The organism is Psychrobacter phenylpyruvicus DSM 7000 = NBRC 102152 (genome assembly GCF_000685805.1).
GTDB lineage: Bacteria > Pseudomonadota > Gammaproteobacteria > Pseudomonadales > Moraxellaceae > Psychrobacter > Psychrobacter phenylpyruvicus.
In genome coordinates, this window is record NZ_JMKP01000001.1 from 172035 (window position 1) to 188288 (window position 16254).

The 16254-nt window shown below is 43.0% G+C and carries 14 protein-coding genes; 9 read left to right on the top strand and 5 right to left on the bottom strand.

From position 1 onward, the window contains the following. Positions 1-103: 103 nt before the first annotated feature. The 6 genes from lnt to G561_RS0100765 all read left to right on the top strand — a co-directional run bounded on the left by lnt (position 104) and on the right by G561_RS0100765 (position 9092). Positions 104-1678, top strand: a complete 1575-nt coding sequence (gene lnt / locus G561_RS0100740) for an apolipoprotein N-acyltransferase (RefSeq protein WP_028857832.1) — start codon at positions 104-106, stop codon at positions 1676-1678. A 257-nt stretch (positions 1679-1935) separates the two neighbouring features. Beyond that, positions 1936-2325, top strand: a complete 390-nt coding sequence (locus G561_RS0100745; protein WP_028857833.1) for a hypothetical protein — start codon at positions 1936-1938, stop codon at positions 2323-2325. 304 nt (positions 2326-2629) lie between these two features. Then, positions 2630-4204: a peptide MFS transporter gene (locus G561_RS0100750; RefSeq protein WP_028857834.1), complete on the top strand. Its 1575-nt coding sequence runs from the start codon at positions 2630-2632 to the stop codon at positions 4202-4204. Positions 4205-4387: 183 nt separating this feature from the next. Further along, positions 4388-6211: an aminopeptidase P family protein gene (locus tag G561_RS0100755; RefSeq protein WP_028857835.1), complete on the top strand. Its 1824-nt coding sequence runs from the start codon at positions 4388-4390 to the stop codon at positions 6209-6211. 296 nt (positions 6212-6507) lie between these two features. Further along, positions 6508-7617, top strand: coding sequence for an NAD/NADP-dependent octopine/nopaline dehydrogenase family protein (locus G561_RS0100760; protein ID WP_028857836.1), 1110 nt, complete (start codon positions 6508-6510; stop codon positions 7615-7617). A gap of 62 nt (positions 7618-7679) precedes the next feature. Beyond that, positions 7680-9092, top strand: a complete 1413-nt coding sequence (locus G561_RS0100765; RefSeq protein WP_028857837.1) for a YfcC family protein — start codon at positions 7680-7682, stop codon at positions 9090-9092. Between the two features lie 161 nt (positions 9093-9253). On the opposite strand, the gene G561_RS0100770 is transcribed toward G561_RS0100765, so the two are convergent. The 4 genes from G561_RS0100770 to lgt form a co-directional block, all read right to left on the bottom strand. Next, on the bottom strand, positions 9254-10732 hold the full coding sequence (locus G561_RS0100770) for a phospholipase D family protein (protein WP_228707626.1): 1479 nt from the start codon (positions 10730-10732) through the stop codon (positions 9254-9256). Positions 10733-10965: 233 nt separating this feature from the next. Then, on the bottom strand, positions 10966-11547 hold the full coding sequence (locus G561_RS0100775) for a dihydrofolate reductase (RefSeq protein WP_028857839.1): 582 nt from the start codon (positions 11545-11547) through the stop codon (positions 10966-10968). Positions 11548-11614: 67 nt separating this feature from the next. After that, complete coding sequence (locus G561_RS0100780; RefSeq protein ID WP_028857840.1) at positions 11615-12475, bottom strand: thymidylate synthase; 861 nt, start codon at positions 12473-12475, stop codon at positions 11615-11617. A gap of 30 nt (positions 12476-12505) precedes the next feature. After that, complete coding sequence (gene lgt / locus G561_RS0100785; protein WP_028857841.1) at positions 12506-13390, bottom strand: prolipoprotein diacylglyceryl transferase; 885 nt, start codon at positions 13388-13390, stop codon at positions 12506-12508. Positions 13391-13616: 226 nt separating this feature from the next. Here lgt and G561_RS0100790 point away from each other — a divergent pair, with 226 nt between their 5' ends. The 3 genes from G561_RS0100790 to G561_RS13690 all read left to right on the top strand — a co-directional run bounded on the left by G561_RS0100790 (position 13617) and on the right by G561_RS13690 (position 15987). Next, entirely contained in the window at positions 13617-14465 is an 849-nt protein-coding gene (locus G561_RS0100790; protein ID WP_028857842.1) for an NRDE family protein, read from the top strand. A 573-nt stretch (positions 14466-15038) separates the two neighbouring features. Continuing rightward, on the top strand, positions 15039-15254 hold the full coding sequence (locus G561_RS0100795) for a DNA modification system-associated small protein (protein ID WP_028857843.1): 216 nt from the start codon (positions 15039-15041) through the stop codon (positions 15252-15254). Positions 15255-15264: 10 nt separating this feature from the next. Beyond that, positions 15265-15987 (top strand): AAA family ATPase, encoded by a 723-nt coding sequence (locus tag G561_RS13690; RefSeq protein WP_051584279.1) that lies wholly within the window; start codon positions 15265-15267, stop codon positions 15985-15987. On the opposite strand, the gene G561_RS0100805 is transcribed toward G561_RS13690, so the two are convergent. Then, positions 15951-16254, bottom strand: a 304-nt coding sequence (locus G561_RS0100805; RefSeq protein WP_028857844.1) for an integrase core domain-containing protein, incomplete at its 5' end; no start/stop codon positions are given. The genes G561_RS13690 and G561_RS0100805 overlap by 37 nt on opposite strands.

Genomic DNA, 16254 nt, shown 5'->3' on the forward strand with positions numbered 1-16254 from the left:
TAGTGGTTTTGATAAGCTCTGTTTTTATCAGGCCTATTTTAGATAACTAAACCTTCCAATCTAGCCGTTTATTCCCCAAAAGATACCAGTTACCGGAGCCGTCATGCGAGCCTCAACCCAACATGTGCAAGACAGATTAAATCAGCCTTATGATCAGCAGACTACCTCACAGTTGCCGATTGGCACTGCGGTGATTGTGGCGTGGTTGGCTGGGGCTATGTTTATGCTGTCGCTAGCACCCTATGGCTATTGGATTATTGCGCTGATTTCTCCAGCTCTGCTATATGCGCTGCTGTTGGCGCCGATGAGCAACAAGCGGGCTTTTATTATCGGTGAAGCTTATGGCATGGGGCTTTGGTGCGTGGGTGCTTTTTGGCTGTATACCTCAATCCATCAGTATGGAGACATCCCGGCACCTTTGGCGCTTTTGGCCATTGCGGTTATGGGGCTGGGCATGGGACTATTCCATGGTTTTCTAGCTTTAATCTTCAACCGTTTTGTGGGCAAGCAGCCGTTGGCATTTGCAGCCTTATGGGTGCTTCAAGAGTGGTTGAAGACTTGGCTGTTTACCGGTTTCCCTTGGCTTTTTGTTGGTTATGCTTTCACTGAGCAATACTGGCTATCCTCCTTAGCGCCAGTGGCTGGGGTGTTTGCAGTGTCTTTTGTGGCGGTTTTATTATCGGCAAGTTTGGTAGAAGTGTTTCGCAAGCGGGCCGGTTACTTGGTAGTGACAGCGCTGTTTATCGCAGTGAGTATTGGCCTGTGGTTAACCAATCCGGCGTGGACTCAGCCCAAAGCCAATAGCGAAAATCTAAAAGTATCCTTAATACAAGGTAATATTCCGCAAGACCTTAAGTGGTTGACCGAATACCGTTACAAAACGCTTGAGATTTATGCCACCCTAAGTAGTACTGAATGGGACCAGGATATGGTCATTTGGCCTGAGTCTTCTATCCCTATGTTCCAAACGGAAGCTTGGCCTTTTATCACTGAAGTGGTAAAAGTAGCCAAACAAACAGACACCACTTGGGTTACGGGTATTCCTTACAAAGATGAAGCTGCGTATCAGCAGGAGACGGACAAATACGCTCCTTTTTATAACAGTGTTATTGCACTAGGGGCACAGGCGGATGGGCTTTATAAAAAACAAAATCTAGTACCTTTTGGGGAGTATATTCCGTTTCAAGGCGCTCTAGATCTGTTTCCTAACTTGGCCGGCAGTCAAGATATTATGAGTTATAGCCGTGGTCCTGCCAATCAGTCACCGCTTCAGGTGCGTGGTCATAATCTAGGCTCAGCAGTGTGTTATGAGGTGGCTTATCCCGATACCACCCGCCGTAATGCACAGAATACTGACTTCTTATTGACCATCTCCAATGATGCTTGGTTTGGCACTTCAGCAGGCCCTCTGCAGCACTTACAGATGGTGCAGATGCGCTCGTTAGAAACTGGCCGCTGGTTTATGCGTGCTACCAATACTGGGGTGACTGCTATTATTGATCACACCGGTAAGATTGTGGCCCGAGCACCACAGTTTGAACGCACCGTACTGCGTGGCGAGGTACAATCACGCACAGGTATGACGCCTTATGTACGTTTTGGCAACCTGCCTATTTTATTATTAATATCTCTGATGCTGTTATTAAGTTACTTAGGGAGACGCTCTTTTAAGCGCTAAGTTTAAGCGAAAATAATAGTGGCTTTAGCTTTGATTGAAAAAAATGTACTACTAATCCACAAATTGGACAGGGCGTTTTCACAAAAGGTAGCAAATTGCGATATAATAGCAAGATATGTGATCGGTTTTGACTGTGATATAGTGCTGAGGTGTGGTCGTTAGGCGCAACGTAGACAAGCTACCACATTAATTAAATACTATATGGCAGAGGAACCCCTCTTCTTAAACCTTTATCAAATTATACAGATAGGTGACCTATGGCAGATGCAAGCCAAAATAAACCAAAGAAAGAATTTGCCTACGCTATGGTAGGGACTGCTGCGTTTTTGGCTATCGTACTTCTTATTGGTATTTCAGCCTTTTTACGCCCTGCAGACAAGCATGTAGCGCCTGTAGCTGCTGTAGAAGAAACTACTGAAGAAGCAGCGGTTGCCGAAGAGGCAACTGCTGAGCCAGAAGCTGAGGCAACAGCAACGGAAGCTGCCCCAGCAGAAGCTGCCGCTGACATGCCTGCAGATGAAGCCACGGCAACTGCTGAAGCAGACGCTGATACCGCAGCTGAAGCTACAGAGACACAACCTGCAACTGCAGAAGCTGCTCCAGCAGAAGCTGAAGCGACTGCAGAAACTACTGAAACCGCTCAGTAATTGATAGTCTTGCTAGTCTAAAGCCATTTAAAATAGGCTAAAACCCGCTTTATCTATAGGATAGAGCGGGTTTTTTAATATAACGTCAATAATTTTACTTTACCGCTTGTTTCGCTCATGAAACAATACTTCGTTTTAACAAAATATTAGGGTTTTAACAAAATATCAGGCTATTACGCCGCAAATATTGAAATTATTGTGACATAACTGCTTGCTGTAGAGACTGCTATATAGAGATAGACTAAGTTCACTGTACAGTTGAGAGTGGTATGTTTAACTGTTATATAACAAAGGAATTAAGACTATGGGTAATGCAGACTCAAATCGGACAGGACCTTCCGCTAAAGCACGAGCGTTAGACAATGGCTTTATGGGCCATCCTCAGCCGCTGCGATCTTTGTTTTTTACCGAAATGTGGGAGCGCTTCTCGTACTATAGTATCCGCCCCCTATTGGTGTTATTTATGGTGGCCTCCATAAGTAGTGGTGGTTTTGGTTTTGATGACGCTACAGCCTCGGCCATTTACGGTATTTTTGCTGGTACTTTATATCTTGCAGCGGTACCAGGTGGCTGGCTCGCCGATAACTGGCTAGGTCAAGAGCGTGCCTTGTGGTGGGGCAGTATTATCATCGCCTTAGGTCACTTATTTATCGCGCTTTCGGCTTTATTTGGGATGTCGATGTTTTTTATTGGTCTGGTCTGTATTGTTCTAGGCTCAGGACTATTTAAAACGTGTATCTCGGTCATGGTAGGCGCGTTATACCCCAAAGGTGACGCACGCCGAGATGGCGGTTTTACCTTATTTTATATGGGTATTAATATTGGTGCCTTGTTGGCTGCGCTTATCGTAGGACTGTTTCAAGAAAGACAAATGTGGCACGTTGGCTTCGGCGTAGGGGGCTTAGGAATGCTGGTATCACTACTGGTATATCGCTTTGCTGCCCGAAAGAACCTGAAGCGATTTGCCAAAGCTCAAGGCATCACCCCTGAGTGGGAAGTGGCTAACGATCAGTATCAACATATAGGACGCTGGGTGGGTTTGTTCCTAGCAGCTCTGATTGCGCTGATTGTGCTGATTGCCACGGGGATTATGCCGTTCAATCCAAGTATGGCTGCTGAATATATGACCTATATCATTGCTGGTATGGTGTTGTTGTATTTCGCTTACATGTTTATCTCTCCTAAGCTTGATAAAACCGACAAACTGCGTCTGCTAATTTGTTTTATTCTAATTATTGGTTCGACCTTATTCTGGTCAAGTTTCGAGCAGCAACCGACCTCATTTAACTTATTTGCTGATCGTTATACTGACTTAAATGTATTTGGATTTGATATCCCAAGTATCTGGTTCCAGTCATTAAACCCTATCTTTATCTTGATGTTGGCTCCGATTGTCAGTGTGATTTGGGTGTGGTTGGGTAAGCGTAATCTTGAGCCAAACAGCATGGCCAAGTTCTCATTGGGTATGTTACTGGCGGCAGCAGGGTTTGGCTTGATGATTATGGCCTCCAAGTTGGTCGTTGCCAATCCGGGTACTTTGGTATCGCCTTTATGGCTAACCGGTAGTTTATTATTGCTGACTCTAGGTGAGCTGGCATTAAGCCCAGTGGGACTATCCTCTATGACCAAACTTGCCCCCAAAGGTATGCAGGGTCAGATGATGGGTCTATTCTTCACCTCATTGGCGATGGGTAACTTGGTAGCGGCTTTCTTCGGTGGCCATGTTTCAGCCGATACCATTGAAGGGCTGCCTAGCTTATTCACCACAATGACCATCTTCTTGGTGGTGACTGCAGTAATTTTATTGGCATTATCAAAGCCAGTAAGAGCCATGTTAGATCGTAGTGAGGCTGAAGATGAGCATCGCCACACGGTTTAAAAAAGCAGGTTTGAAAAATGCTCTTTAAATAAGCTATAGATTAGCAACCCTCTTTTAAGCTATTTACTAACTGAAAACGGTTGCAAACATCAAACGTGTTACCATAATCGGTAGCACGTTTTTTGTATTTAAAATTGGCAAAAAAGACACAATAAAAATACACCATTAATTCAGAGGAATACTATGAGTAAGTCTGTAATCCAAGAGCGTATCAGTCAATTACGCCAAGTCCTAAAAAACAACGACATCAGCGCCATTATTATCCCATCAGCTGACCCCCATTTATCAGAATATTTACCTGAATATTGGCAAGGTCGTCAATGGTTATCAGGCTTTACCGGCTCTGTGGGCACCTTGGTTGTGACCGATGATTTTGCAGGTCTGTGGGCTGATAGTCGCTATTGGGTACAAGCGGCTAATCAACTAGAAGATACGGGTATTACGCTACAAAAGCTACAGCCTGGCTCGCCCAATCACGCGCAGTGGTTGGCAGAAAACCTAGACGCTGGTGACAGCGTGGCCATCGATGGCAACGTTTTGTCACTGGCTGAACAAGACCGCTTATTAGACGCTTTCGATGCAGTGGCAGACAGTGATGAGGACGGTATTCGTCTAATTACTGAGCTGGATTTATTGGGTGAGATTTGGCAAGAGCGTCCGGCGTTACCTATGGCTCCGCTGTATGCTCATGATGCACAGTTTGTGTCACAGTCTGCTGCCGAGAAGTTGGCTGAAGTGCGAGCGCAGATGCAAGAGATTGGCGCCACTCATCACCTTATCTCAAGCTTAGATGACTTGGCTTGGCTGACTAACCTACGCGGTAGTGATGTGGACTATAACCCCGTATTCTTGGCACACATGATTGTCACAGCGGACAAGGCGACGCTTTATATCGATAGCGCCAAAGTGGGTGAGGACATTGCCAAGTTATTGAGCGATGCCGGCATTAGTGTGGCAGATTATGATCAAGTTCAAAGCGCATTAAGCGAATTGACTCCCGATGATTTACTGCTATTAGACCCCAATAAAGTGGCGGTCGGTACTCTAAATGACCTAGGCGATGACATTGCCATGATTGAGCAAATTGCCCCAAGTAGCTTACTCAAATCAGTGAAATCAAAAGAGGACATTGAGCATGTACGTGAAGCGATGCGTCAAGATGGCGCGGCACTGTGTCAGTTCTTTAGTGAGTTTGAAGCGCGTTTGAATAAAGGTGAGCACTTAAGTGAGCTGGATGTGGACAGCATGTTAATTGATGTACGTAGTAAACAGCCACATTATGTATCGCCTAGCTTCCCCACCATTGCTGGCTTTAACGCAAACGGCGCTCTGCCACACTATCGTGCCACTGAAGATAACTTTAGCTACCTTGAGGGGGATGGCTTATTATTAATCGACTCTGGTGCTCAGTATCAAAACGGCACTACCGATATTACCCGTGTGGTCGGTATTGGTAACGTTAATGAAGGCCAAAAACGCGATTTTAGCCTAGTATTAAAAGCGCACATTGCGTTAGCCAAAGCTTGTTTCCCAGATGGTATTGCTTCCCCATTAATTGATGCTATTTGCCGTGCGCCTTTATGGCAAGCTCAGATGGACTACGGTCATGGTACCGGTCATGGTGTGGGCTACTTCTTGAACGTGCATGAAGGTCCACAAGTAATTGCTTATGCGGCCAGCAATCCGCCAGAGCGTGCGATGAAAGTGGGTATGATTAGCAGTAATGAGCCTGGCTTATACCGTGAGGGTCGCTGGGGTATTCGTATCGAAAACCTAGTCATCAACCAGCCAGTACCAACGCCACAAGAGACAGAGTTTGGTCATTATCTAAACTTTGAGACTGTCACTTTGTGTCCTATCGATACTCGTCTGGTGAACCCAAGTCTATTGACTCAAGACGAAATTGACTGGTTAAACGACTACCACAGTCATGTTTACAATGAGCTAAAAGACCGTGTTGAAGGCGAGGCACTGCAGTGGTTAACTGAGCGTACTAAAGCCATTTAATTGGTTATTTAACTCGTTAAGCTCGTTATTCATACTTTGTTATTCGTCTCAAACCCGAAAGCCGCCTAAATTTTAGGCGGTTTTTTTTGTGTTGCTGTCTATTTTTAATAAACACCCAAATTTTAATAAATACCCAAATACTGCAAAGTAAGAAAATTGTTTATTAATATACAGTTAACCTATTATTAAAAATAATTAAAATATTTTTCTTTACAGTAAGTATTAATGTCTCTACTATTATTTAGTGTACATATATTCACTAACAGGTTTTTACATGCCTTAATAGGAGAGTAAAAATGCCTAATACAGTTACTGTTATGGGCGCGGGTAATGCGGGTCTTACTGCTGCCTATCACCTATCAAAGAGTGGTTGCGATGTTTGTTTGTATGGCTCTCCAGGATTCGATCAGCCTCTGAGCGATATTGAGAAAAAAGGAGGGATTGAAGCCTTATCCGAGTTATCCGGGGTTGCTTTATTGCATAGCGGCTTTGAATCGATTCATAAACTTAGCCGTGATATGGCTGAGGCTGTCGCTTTTTCTGAAATTATATTGATGCCTGTACCCTCATTTGCACAGGAAGTGTTATTTGATGCCATGCTTCCGTATCTAACGGATAACCATATCATTGTGGTGATGCCTGGAAATTATGGCTCCTTAGTTCTAAAAAAATCTATGCAAGATAAAGGGTTTGGTCATATCAACCCAACGTTTGTTGAGGCAATCTCAATTCCATGGGCATGTCGTATCAACGCTCCAGCTCAGATTGCCATCATGGGATTAAAAGAGTTTTTACCAATGGCCGCGTTGCCAGCAGCGAAAACAGCTGAGGTAATCAGTCGACTCCAAACTATCCTCCCTCTACCACTAAAGCCTTTGCGTAATGTTATTGCTGCCGGTTTGGAAAACATTAACTTTGGCGGACACCCCTTATTGACCACCCTTAATATGGGACTGCTTGAGAATTTTGAGGGCAAATATAATTACTATAAGGACTGTTGTTCTCCAGCTACGGCTCGTGCAGTGGCAGTCATGGAGCAAGAAAGGCAAGCGGTGGGTACGGCATTAAATATTGAGTTAACCCCAGAGCTAGAGGCAATGAATGCCTTGTATGGTACAAATTGCGAAACTGTTTATGAGTTTAACCGTTCTTCAGAAACGCATGGAAAAATAACTTCTGCTCCAGATAGCCCGAAACATCGCTATATAACCGAAGACATACCTTATCTGTTAGTTCCCTGTCATGAGTTTGGTCGGTTAACAAACACCCCAACTCCGATGGTCAACTGCTGTACTACTATTGCAAATGCCTACAATGAAACCAACTACTTCCAAACAGGTCGTACTTTGGAAAAAATGGGTATTTCAGACATGACAATTGATCAGATAAAGGAATATATCAGCTAGTCAGTCAGTTAGTTTAACTAAAACGGCGGTATCACCAGCAAAATCATAAATAAGGATGTTTTATGGTTCACTTCAAATTCCCAACCGCATATACAATTCTATTTTCTCTTATCGTGATAATGGCCGCCCTGACTTGGATAATTCCTGCTGGTCAATATGATTTGGTGCATAGTGCAGAACTTGGTAAGGATATTCCAGTTGCAGGAACCTTTCACTATATAGAGTCAAATCGACAAGGAATTGTTGATATTTTAATGGCGCCTATTAATGGGTTTTATGATCATACTACGGGTCAAGCAAACGCTGTGGACGTGGCGGTGTTTGTATTAATTATTGGTGCATTTATTGCTGTAGCCACAAAAAGTGGGGCTATTGATGCAGGTATTGCTCGCTCTATTTCTAAGCTTGAGGGTAGAGAAAAATGGATAATCCCAATTATTATGGGGCTACTGGCAATCGGTGGTACAACCTATGGTATGGCCGAAGAAACCCTAGCGTTTTATGCCATTGTCATTCCGGTCATGATTGCTGCTGGATATGATGCGTTAACAGGCGTTGCTATTGTTATGGTAGGGGCTGGTATTGGCGTATTGGGCTCTACAATTAATCCATTTTCCACAGTTATTGCAGCCAATGCGGCCGGCATCAACTTTATAGATGGTATTTGGCTTAGAGTGTTCATTTTAATCGCAGGCTGGGCAATATGTGCCGGCTATGTGATGCGATATGCCGCTAAAGTAAAAAAAGATCCTTCCTCCTCATTAGTTGCTGACTTGAAGCAGTCCAATGAAAGGTATTTTTTAGGTCAAGAGCAAGCACAAAAAGTAATTCCGGAGTTAAATAGGCAACGTAAATTAATTTTATTTGTTTTCTGCTTAACTTTTGTGGTTCTTATTTATGGGGTAGCATTGGCGGGCTGGTGGATGACAGAAATGGGGGCTTTATTTCTGGGAAGTACTATCCTCATTGGAATCATCGCTCGTATGAATGAAGAAGATTTAACGACCACAATAGTCGATGGGGCACAAGACCTATTAGGGGTCGCTATAATTATTGCCTTAGCTCGAGGCATAGTGGTTATTATGGATGACGGCAATATCACACCTACCATTTTACATGCAGCCGAAATAGGCGTGCAGGATATGTCTACCTTCGCTTTTATTAATGGTGTGTATTGGATTGAGATGTTTATGTCCTTGGTCGTGCCTTCTTCCTCTGGTTTGGCGGTGTTAACAATGCCTATCATGGCGCCTTTGGCAGATTTTGCTGGTGTAGATCGTTCTTTAGTGGTCACAGCGTTTCAGTCAGCTTGTGGGTTGCCTAACTTGATTACTCCGACCTCAGGCGTGGTCATGGGAGGGCTGGTTCTGGGCCGAGTATCTTACGGTATATGGTTTAAGTTTATGTGGCCCTTATTATTAATGTTAATCACTCTAGTCACTATTGTGCTTAACGTGGGTATTTTTCTATCCTAGGGTGTTAAACCCAGATGAGTTTACTTGTCTAATGTAGAGTTATCCCTATCCAATCACTGCAAAAACAGGTGGGTAATGAGCTCAAACAGTATTATAAATTACAGCAGGATGGCTCCTTTACCACTGATGTGATTACCCTAGTTGCAAATAATTTGCTGAAGTCATAACAACCACTCAATCGGTAATAACGAGCAGATCCACACCCCAATACGAGCCCAGACTGTGCTATGCGGTTCATCGTCAAATTCAACTATTTGATGGTCTTCAATGGTCTCCCAGTGCAATTTACCTTTCGGAGTTTTACTCACCTTATAACTGTATTCCATTTGATTTTGTTTCATATTGTCTGCCAGATAACGGGCTATCTCTTCACTATCAAAAACAAACCCCATTTCGGTATTTAACGCAGCTGATCGAGGGTCTATATTAAAAGAACCGACAAATAGTGTTTTATTATCAATAATAAAGGTTTTGGCATGTAAGCTGGCACCACTACTTTTGATGACACCCCCATGGTTTCTGGTAACTACTGTTGCTTGAGGCTTAAGCTCATATAAGGAGATACCCGCTAACAATAAAGGCTTGCGGTATTTGGCATAACCCGCGTGTACCGGAATCACGTCGGTAGCTGCCAGAGAGTTGGTCAATACCGAAATCTCTTTACCTTCATTAGACAGACGACGAAATAGAGCAGCTCCTTCCTTGGCCGGCACAAAATAAGGAGAAATAATCAACAACTCTTCTTTGGTATTTTGCATTAAGGGCGCAAGATGCGCCAATACTGAGTCAGTATCTTTTGATTTATTTAATACCTTGGCTGGGTCATCACTGATGAGATTTACCTCAGTCCAGATTAGTGGCAGTGACCCTTCACGCAGTTGCTTAACGAAAGTCGATTGTCCCAATTCTTGTAAGAAAATCTGTGTTTCTTTATCTTCTGCAGGCGTAATATCAAAAGTTTCAGAGGGAGTACTCTTAACGATGTTTTGTAGTGGATAAGAGGATTCACTGGCCCAGTAGCGGTCAAAGTCTTGTTCCACATCCTTGGCAGCTGGGCCTACAGCGGTCATATCTAAGTCTGCAAATAATACTCCACTACCAAAGCCAAAGTATTCATCGCCTACGTTACGGCCCCCCGTTATAGTCACCAGTCCATCGGCAGTAAACGACTTATTGTGCATACGACGATTTAATCGAAAGAAGTCACTCAAGTAGCCCAAAGGACGAAATCTACGCTGCATGAAGGGGTTGAATAGGCGTATCTCAATATTCGGGTGAGCATTGACACTGGCGAGTAACTCATCCATACCCCCGGTATTATTGTCATCAAGTAACAGGCGGACGCGGACGCCGCGCTCAGCAGCTTGATACAAGCTTTGCATCAATAGATGGCCTGTGGTGTCATCACGCCAAATATAATATTGGACATCTAAGGTCTTTTGAGCCGAAGCCGCCAATGACAATCGGGCTAAAAAGGCCTCGTGGCTATCAGCTAGTAAATAGATGCCACTGAGGCCAGGATGTTGTTGCATCGAGGGTAGAAACTGTTGGGCCAAAGTTGTATTAGGGTCAACTGGTAAATAATGGGATTCAGTGCGATCCGTATTGTCAGGCAAACTTTGATAAGTAAGTATTGCCACAAGACTCAAAAGAGCAATTAGGCTGACAATAAAAAGCAAAACTATTTTTAAGGTTTTTATTAGCATAAGACGGCTCTTTTGGGATAACAGAGTATTGCGGCTAAAGGGTTTACGCCTTGGTCATAATAGCAGAAGAGTGGGGATAAAAAAGCCTGCTAAGACCAGCAGGCTTAAGTTGACGAGTTGTTATAGTATTTATTAACCTAACCTAACTTAATAAGTTAAGCTCTAAACTAATCTTTTTTTTGTTTATAAGTCACAAACTTATAATTCAAGCCACTATTGTCATCAGTAAATGATTCTGACTCTTCGGTAAGCTCAAAGCTATCTGGTATTTCTGGATAAAAAGCATCACCGTCTTCAATGACGGTATCTACTACGGTCAACTCAATACGGTCAGTAAAAATCATCGCATTTTTAAATACTTTTTCGCCGCCGATAACCCAAATAGTTTCAAACTTTAAGCCATGAGCGACATTGGCAGCATGAGTCAATGCATCGTCTAAATTGTGGACCACATGCACATCTTCTAGGTTTTCTAAGCCTTTTTGCTGCGCATAGTCTAATTGGGTAGTAATGATAAAGTTCACGCGTTTTGGCAGTGGTTTGGACCCCATAGACTCAAAGGTTTTACGGCCCATAATGACGATACCTTTTAAGCCAGTGTCGACATACGTATCGGTTTCAGCAGTAGTCATGGCCTTAAAGTGCTTTAAATCATTGGGGATATGCCAAGGTAAGTCATTACCTTTACCGATACAACGGTTGCTGCTAATGGCAGCGATTTGGGCAACTTGAGTATGGGCATAGCTCATAAAAAGGTCCTTAATCAATAATAAATTATTGTGTTTATAGATTGCTTACAGGCGTGGAGCTCTTGGTCTATACCGCCACTGGTGCTTTGATAGCTGGGTGCGATTTATAGTTCTCTACTCGAATGTCATCAAAGGTAAAATCAAAAATATCTTTGATTTCAGGATTTAACCATAAGCTTGGTAGATCATAAGCTTCCCGAGACAGCTGCTCGTTTACCTGTTCAATATGGTTTTGATATAAGTGACAGTCGCCGCCAGTCCAAATAAATTCGCCCACATCTAAATCACAGACCTGCGCAACCATGTGGGTTAATAGAGAGTAGCTGGCAATATTAAATGGCACGCCCAAGAACAAATCGGCTGAACGCTGATATAGTTGACAAGACAGCTTGCCATCTGCCACAAAGAACTGGAATAGCGTATGACAAGGGGGCAGGGCAACTTGTGTGGCTTCCGCAGGGTTCCAGCCCGAAACAATCAAACGGCGAGAGTTTGGATTGGTTTTGATCTGCTCAATCACTTCGCTAATTTGATCAATACCATCTTGATTGTAGCTGCCGTCTTCAGCTTTACTGGCGCCATAGTTGCGCCACTGATGACCGTAAATTGGGCCAAGCTCTCCTTCAGGACGACCAAAGCGAGCGGTTTGTTCCGCGGTTGACCATTCATTCCAAATACGTACATTATGGTCTTGTAAATACTTAACGTGAGTATCGCCCTTTAAAAACCAAAATAGCTCATAAGTAATTGATTTCATATGAACTTTTTTGGTAGTAAATAGCGGAAAACCATCTTGTAGGTCGAAACGTAACTGGGCGCCAAAATGACTACGAGTGCCGGTGCCAGTACGGTCCCCTTTTTCGGTACCGTGGTCACGCACGTAGCGGATTAAATCAAGATAGGCGGCTTCATTTTTGCTAGTTATCATAGTCATACTGTCAAATCATCAAAAGGTAAATTAAGAGTGAGTGGCGTATTTGCCCCAGTCATATTGCTGACGGCGATAGGCTAGAACCATTAATACTATCCCAATAATAATCATGGGCAGGGTATAAAGTTGGCCTTTACTCATCCAACCAAAAATCAGGGCATAGCCTTCATCTGGCTGACGGAAAAACTCGATGGTAAAGCGGCTAAATCCATAACACAGCATAAATAGTGCTGTAACCGCCATGCGTGGACGGGGTTTGGAAGAAAACCACCATACTAATATGAAAGTTAATAAACCTTCTGCTAATGCCTCATACAACTGCGAGGGGTGACGGGGAAGCAGATAGTTACCGTTCACATCTGTCATCAACGACTGTAGCGCAGGATTGGTAGCAATCAGTGCGGCATCAAAATTTACCGCTTGAGGGAAATAGGTTAGCCAGTTATAGCCCCCGTCTGAGACCCGGCCCCAAAGCTCGCCATTGATGTAGTTACCAATTCGACCAAAGAGTAGGCCTGTAGGCACACAGGGTACAATAAAGTCTAAAACATTAAAGATGGGTTTTTTGTATTTTTTCGCAAAGTAAACCATGGCTAGGGCAACGCCTATAAAACCACCATGGAATGACATACCCCCTTCCCATACCCTGAACAGATACATCGGGTTTTGCAGCAGTTCGCTAAATTGATATAAAAGTACATAACCAATGCGGCCGCCTAAAATGACACCCAAGGCCCCAAAGAACACAAGGTCAGAAACCATCTCTGTACTCCAGCCTTCACGTTTGGTGCTGCGATACCAAGCCAGCCCATAGGCGGCGACAAAGGCGAGCAAGTACATAAAGCCGTACCAGTGCACTTGGAGGGGGCCAAGTGAAAAAGCGACAGGGTCGAATTGAGGATGAATCATCATGAGTGAGGTCTACCTGATTATATTATGGCTGTCATAATAACAAAAATAGACCATTAACACATTAACTGTAAAGTGTATTTGAGTAGGATGAAAAATAAGCCAATCTCTCATGTAAAAAGCCCTCATTCACACGGGCCATAGTCAGTTATCAGATGGATAAATCAATGAGACTGCCCCATAATATAAAGGACTAATACTATCCCCCGGTATCTATTAAGGAAAAACTATGTGTATTGCCGCCATTGCCTGGCAGTTGTTTGATGAGCTGCCCTTAGTGATCTTGTCTAACCGTGATGAGTTTTTGCAGCGGCCTACCACATCGGCACACCAATGGTCTGATTTACCTATCTATGCCGGTCGTGATGATCAAAGTGGCGGCACTTGGCTCGGCATTCATCAGCAGCCCTTAGCTTCAACTAATCAGTTTAGCCAAAATGGACGCTGGGCAGCGGTATTGAATTTTCGCGATGGGGTACAGGCTGCCCCAGATCAGCGTTCTCGAGGGGAGCTGGTCACCAACTTTTTGAGCAGTGATTTGTCGCCTTTGGCCTATGCTCGACAAGTGGATTTGCAAGCTTATGCCGGCTTCAACTTGATTGTCGGCGATGACAAACAGGCGGTACTGGTTAATAATCGTGGCTATCCACCCACACCGCTACACAGTGGGCTGCATATTATCTCCAATGGCCAACCTGATGATGCTTGGTTTAAGTCTGAACGTCTGCGGGGCAGGGTACGCCAAGAAGTGCTGCCGTTAATTAGTGAAAGCTTAGAGTTTCATGAGGGAGATAAAGATTATTGGTTACCTGCGGCGTGGAACGTACTAACCGATACGCTACAAGCCCCTGATGAGCAGCTGCCCGATACCGGTATGCCTCCTGCTTTAGAGCAAGCTCTATCCTCGATTTGTATTGATACTCCTGAATTACCGAATTATGGCACGAGGACTCAAAGTATTTTGACTATGAGCCAGGTCATTGACGCCCAAAATCAACAACAGCTACAAGACGGTAAGCCACATAAGCTATCTTTAGTTAGCCGGGAGTACCAGTCACAGCACCACCAAGCTAGTTAATATTTGAGGCTAAAACATAAAGGATGGACTCATATCTGGGCTTATTAATGATTACCGAATTGTACAATAAAACCATAGTGGGTATTATCTTGTCATATACATGAAGTGTATTGTAAAACTTAAAACCAAATTGAAGTGAGTGGAGCTTGATAAGCGATTAAACAAACAGAAACTATTTATGGGGTCTCTTTTAGGACAGGTGCTAGTTAGAAATAGCAAAGAAGAAAAATTTATTTAGAACTACCTTGCGAAAAACTTTCCTAAGTTTCTAACTGGAAAATCAGATAAAGAGCTGTTTGAGAGTATGGTCAAAAGTTTGGACAGTGATATGGGCCTAGATGAAAAAGAGTTATCTAAATCTAATAGTCAAGTATCACAACATGGACATGGAAAAATCAGCAACCTCAGTTTTATATCCATACTATTTATGAAGTACATAAGAATAATTATATACGACAGTATATGTCGCGTTAGTGGGTTTTAGTAATAAAAGATGATTATTTGTTGCTATTATAAGCATTGAATAAAAATTAGCATTTTATTTAATAAATAATTATGAAAGGAGAAATAGGAATGAATAAAGAACCTGAAATACAGGTGGAAGAGCTTTTACTTTGGAGTGATATTAATATCCACAAGATTCTGGAAGAAGTGTGTAGGGAATACGGTGTTTCTGAGTATGCGTTAGCAGAGTTAGTTAACTGGCAACGAGAGCGCCAACAAGTAACTAAAAGTCGTAATAGAAACGCAACCTTCGATGAGGTATTTGAAAATCACTGGAATTCTTGAGGAGTAAAATATGTGGATTAGCTCTATAAAGCTCAAAAACTTTAAATCTTATGATAATGCTGAATTTACATTTCCAGAACCGCAGGAAGGTAAGAACCTCGTTATTATTGGTGCCAAAAATGGGCACGGAAAAACTACCTTATTAGAAGCTATTTATCTAGGGATGTATGATAAAGATGCGATAAGCCACTTGGATCGAGCAGGCTTAACCGAACAGAGAAGCTATAAGCAATACCTTAACAGTGCATTGTATCATGAAGCCAACTCTTCTAATGATCAATATGTTATAGAAATTACTATTGAATTGATGAAGCGGAATATTAAACAAAAATTAGAAGGTATTAGAGTCCATAGAAAATGGTATTTTGATAAGAAACGTCAAGTTATCACAGAAAGTAATGAAGAAGTTATATCTAGGTTAAATAGTGATGGGACTGCAACTCCTTTGCAGAAAGAAGATGCTATAACTTTATTTAATTCACATGCTCTTCCTATCGACTATGCACCTTTTTTCTTTTTTGATGGTGAGAAAATTGTAAGTACAGCTCGTTCAACAGGAGCTGGGGTTTGGTTGAATAAGGCTCTACGAGGTTTGCTAGGTGTTACTCTGCTTGAACAATTAAAAGATAGTTTAGAGGAATATAGAAAGCAGTATATTGAACCGCCCCGACTATATCGGAGAGTGGATTGCTTGAGTCAGGCAGCTTTGTCTGACTCATTAAGGCTATCATAGTATCGTCTCTCAAACTCAAAAGGCGACACATAACCAATCGTACTATGAATGCGAGTTTTATTAAACCAATCGACCCATTCAAGGGTTGCTAATTCAACATCATACGCATCCCGCCACTGCGGTTTTAAATATTCAATCACCTCTGTTTTATAAAGTCCGTTAACCGTTTCAGCTAACGCATTATCGTATGAATCACCGGTTGTACCAACAGATGCAATAACGCCAGAATCAGCCATCTTATCCGTATAGCGAATGGATAAGTACTGA

Excerpts from the sequence above, each read along its gene's own strand:
- G561_RS0100755 (WP_028857835.1), top strand. The coding sequence starts at position 4,388 with ATGAGTAAGTCTGTAATCCAAGAGCGTATCAGTCAATTACGCCAAGTC.
- lgt (WP_028857841.1), bottom strand. The coding sequence starts at position 13,390 with ATGATGATTCATCCTCAATTCGACCCTGTCGCTTTTTCACTTGGCCCC.
- G561_RS0100780 (WP_028857840.1), bottom strand. The coding sequence starts at position 12,475 with ATGATAACTAGCAAAAATGAAGCCGCCTATCTTGATTTAATCCGCTAC.
- G561_RS0100775 (WP_028857839.1), bottom strand. The coding sequence starts at position 11,547 with ATGAGCTATGCCCATACTCAAGTTGCCCAAATCGCTGCCATTAGCAGC.
- G561_RS13690 (WP_051584279.1), top strand. The coding sequence starts at position 15,265 with ATGTGGATTAGCTCTATAAAGCTCAAAAACTTTAAATCTTATGATAAT.
- G561_RS0100790 (WP_028857842.1), top strand. The coding sequence starts at position 13,617 with ATGTGTATTGCCGCCATTGCCTGGCAGTTGTTTGATGAGCTGCCCTTA.
- G561_RS0100750 (WP_028857834.1), top strand. The coding sequence starts at position 2,630 with ATGGGTAATGCAGACTCAAATCGGACAGGACCTTCCGCTAAAGCACGA.
- G561_RS0100795 (WP_028857843.1), top strand. The coding sequence starts at position 15,039 with ATGAATAAAGAACCTGAAATACAGGTGGAAGAGCTTTTACTTTGGAGT.
- G561_RS0100765 (WP_028857837.1), top strand. The coding sequence starts at position 7,680 with ATGGTTCACTTCAAATTCCCAACCGCATATACAATTCTATTTTCTCTT.
- G561_RS0100745 (WP_028857833.1), top strand. The coding sequence starts at position 1,936 with ATGGCAGATGCAAGCCAAAATAAACCAAAGAAAGAATTTGCCTACGCT.
- lnt (WP_028857832.1), top strand. The coding sequence starts at position 104 with ATGCGAGCCTCAACCCAACATGTGCAAGACAGATTAAATCAGCCTTAT.
- G561_RS0100760 (WP_028857836.1), top strand. The coding sequence starts at position 6,508 with ATGCCTAATACAGTTACTGTTATGGGCGCGGGTAATGCGGGTCTTACT.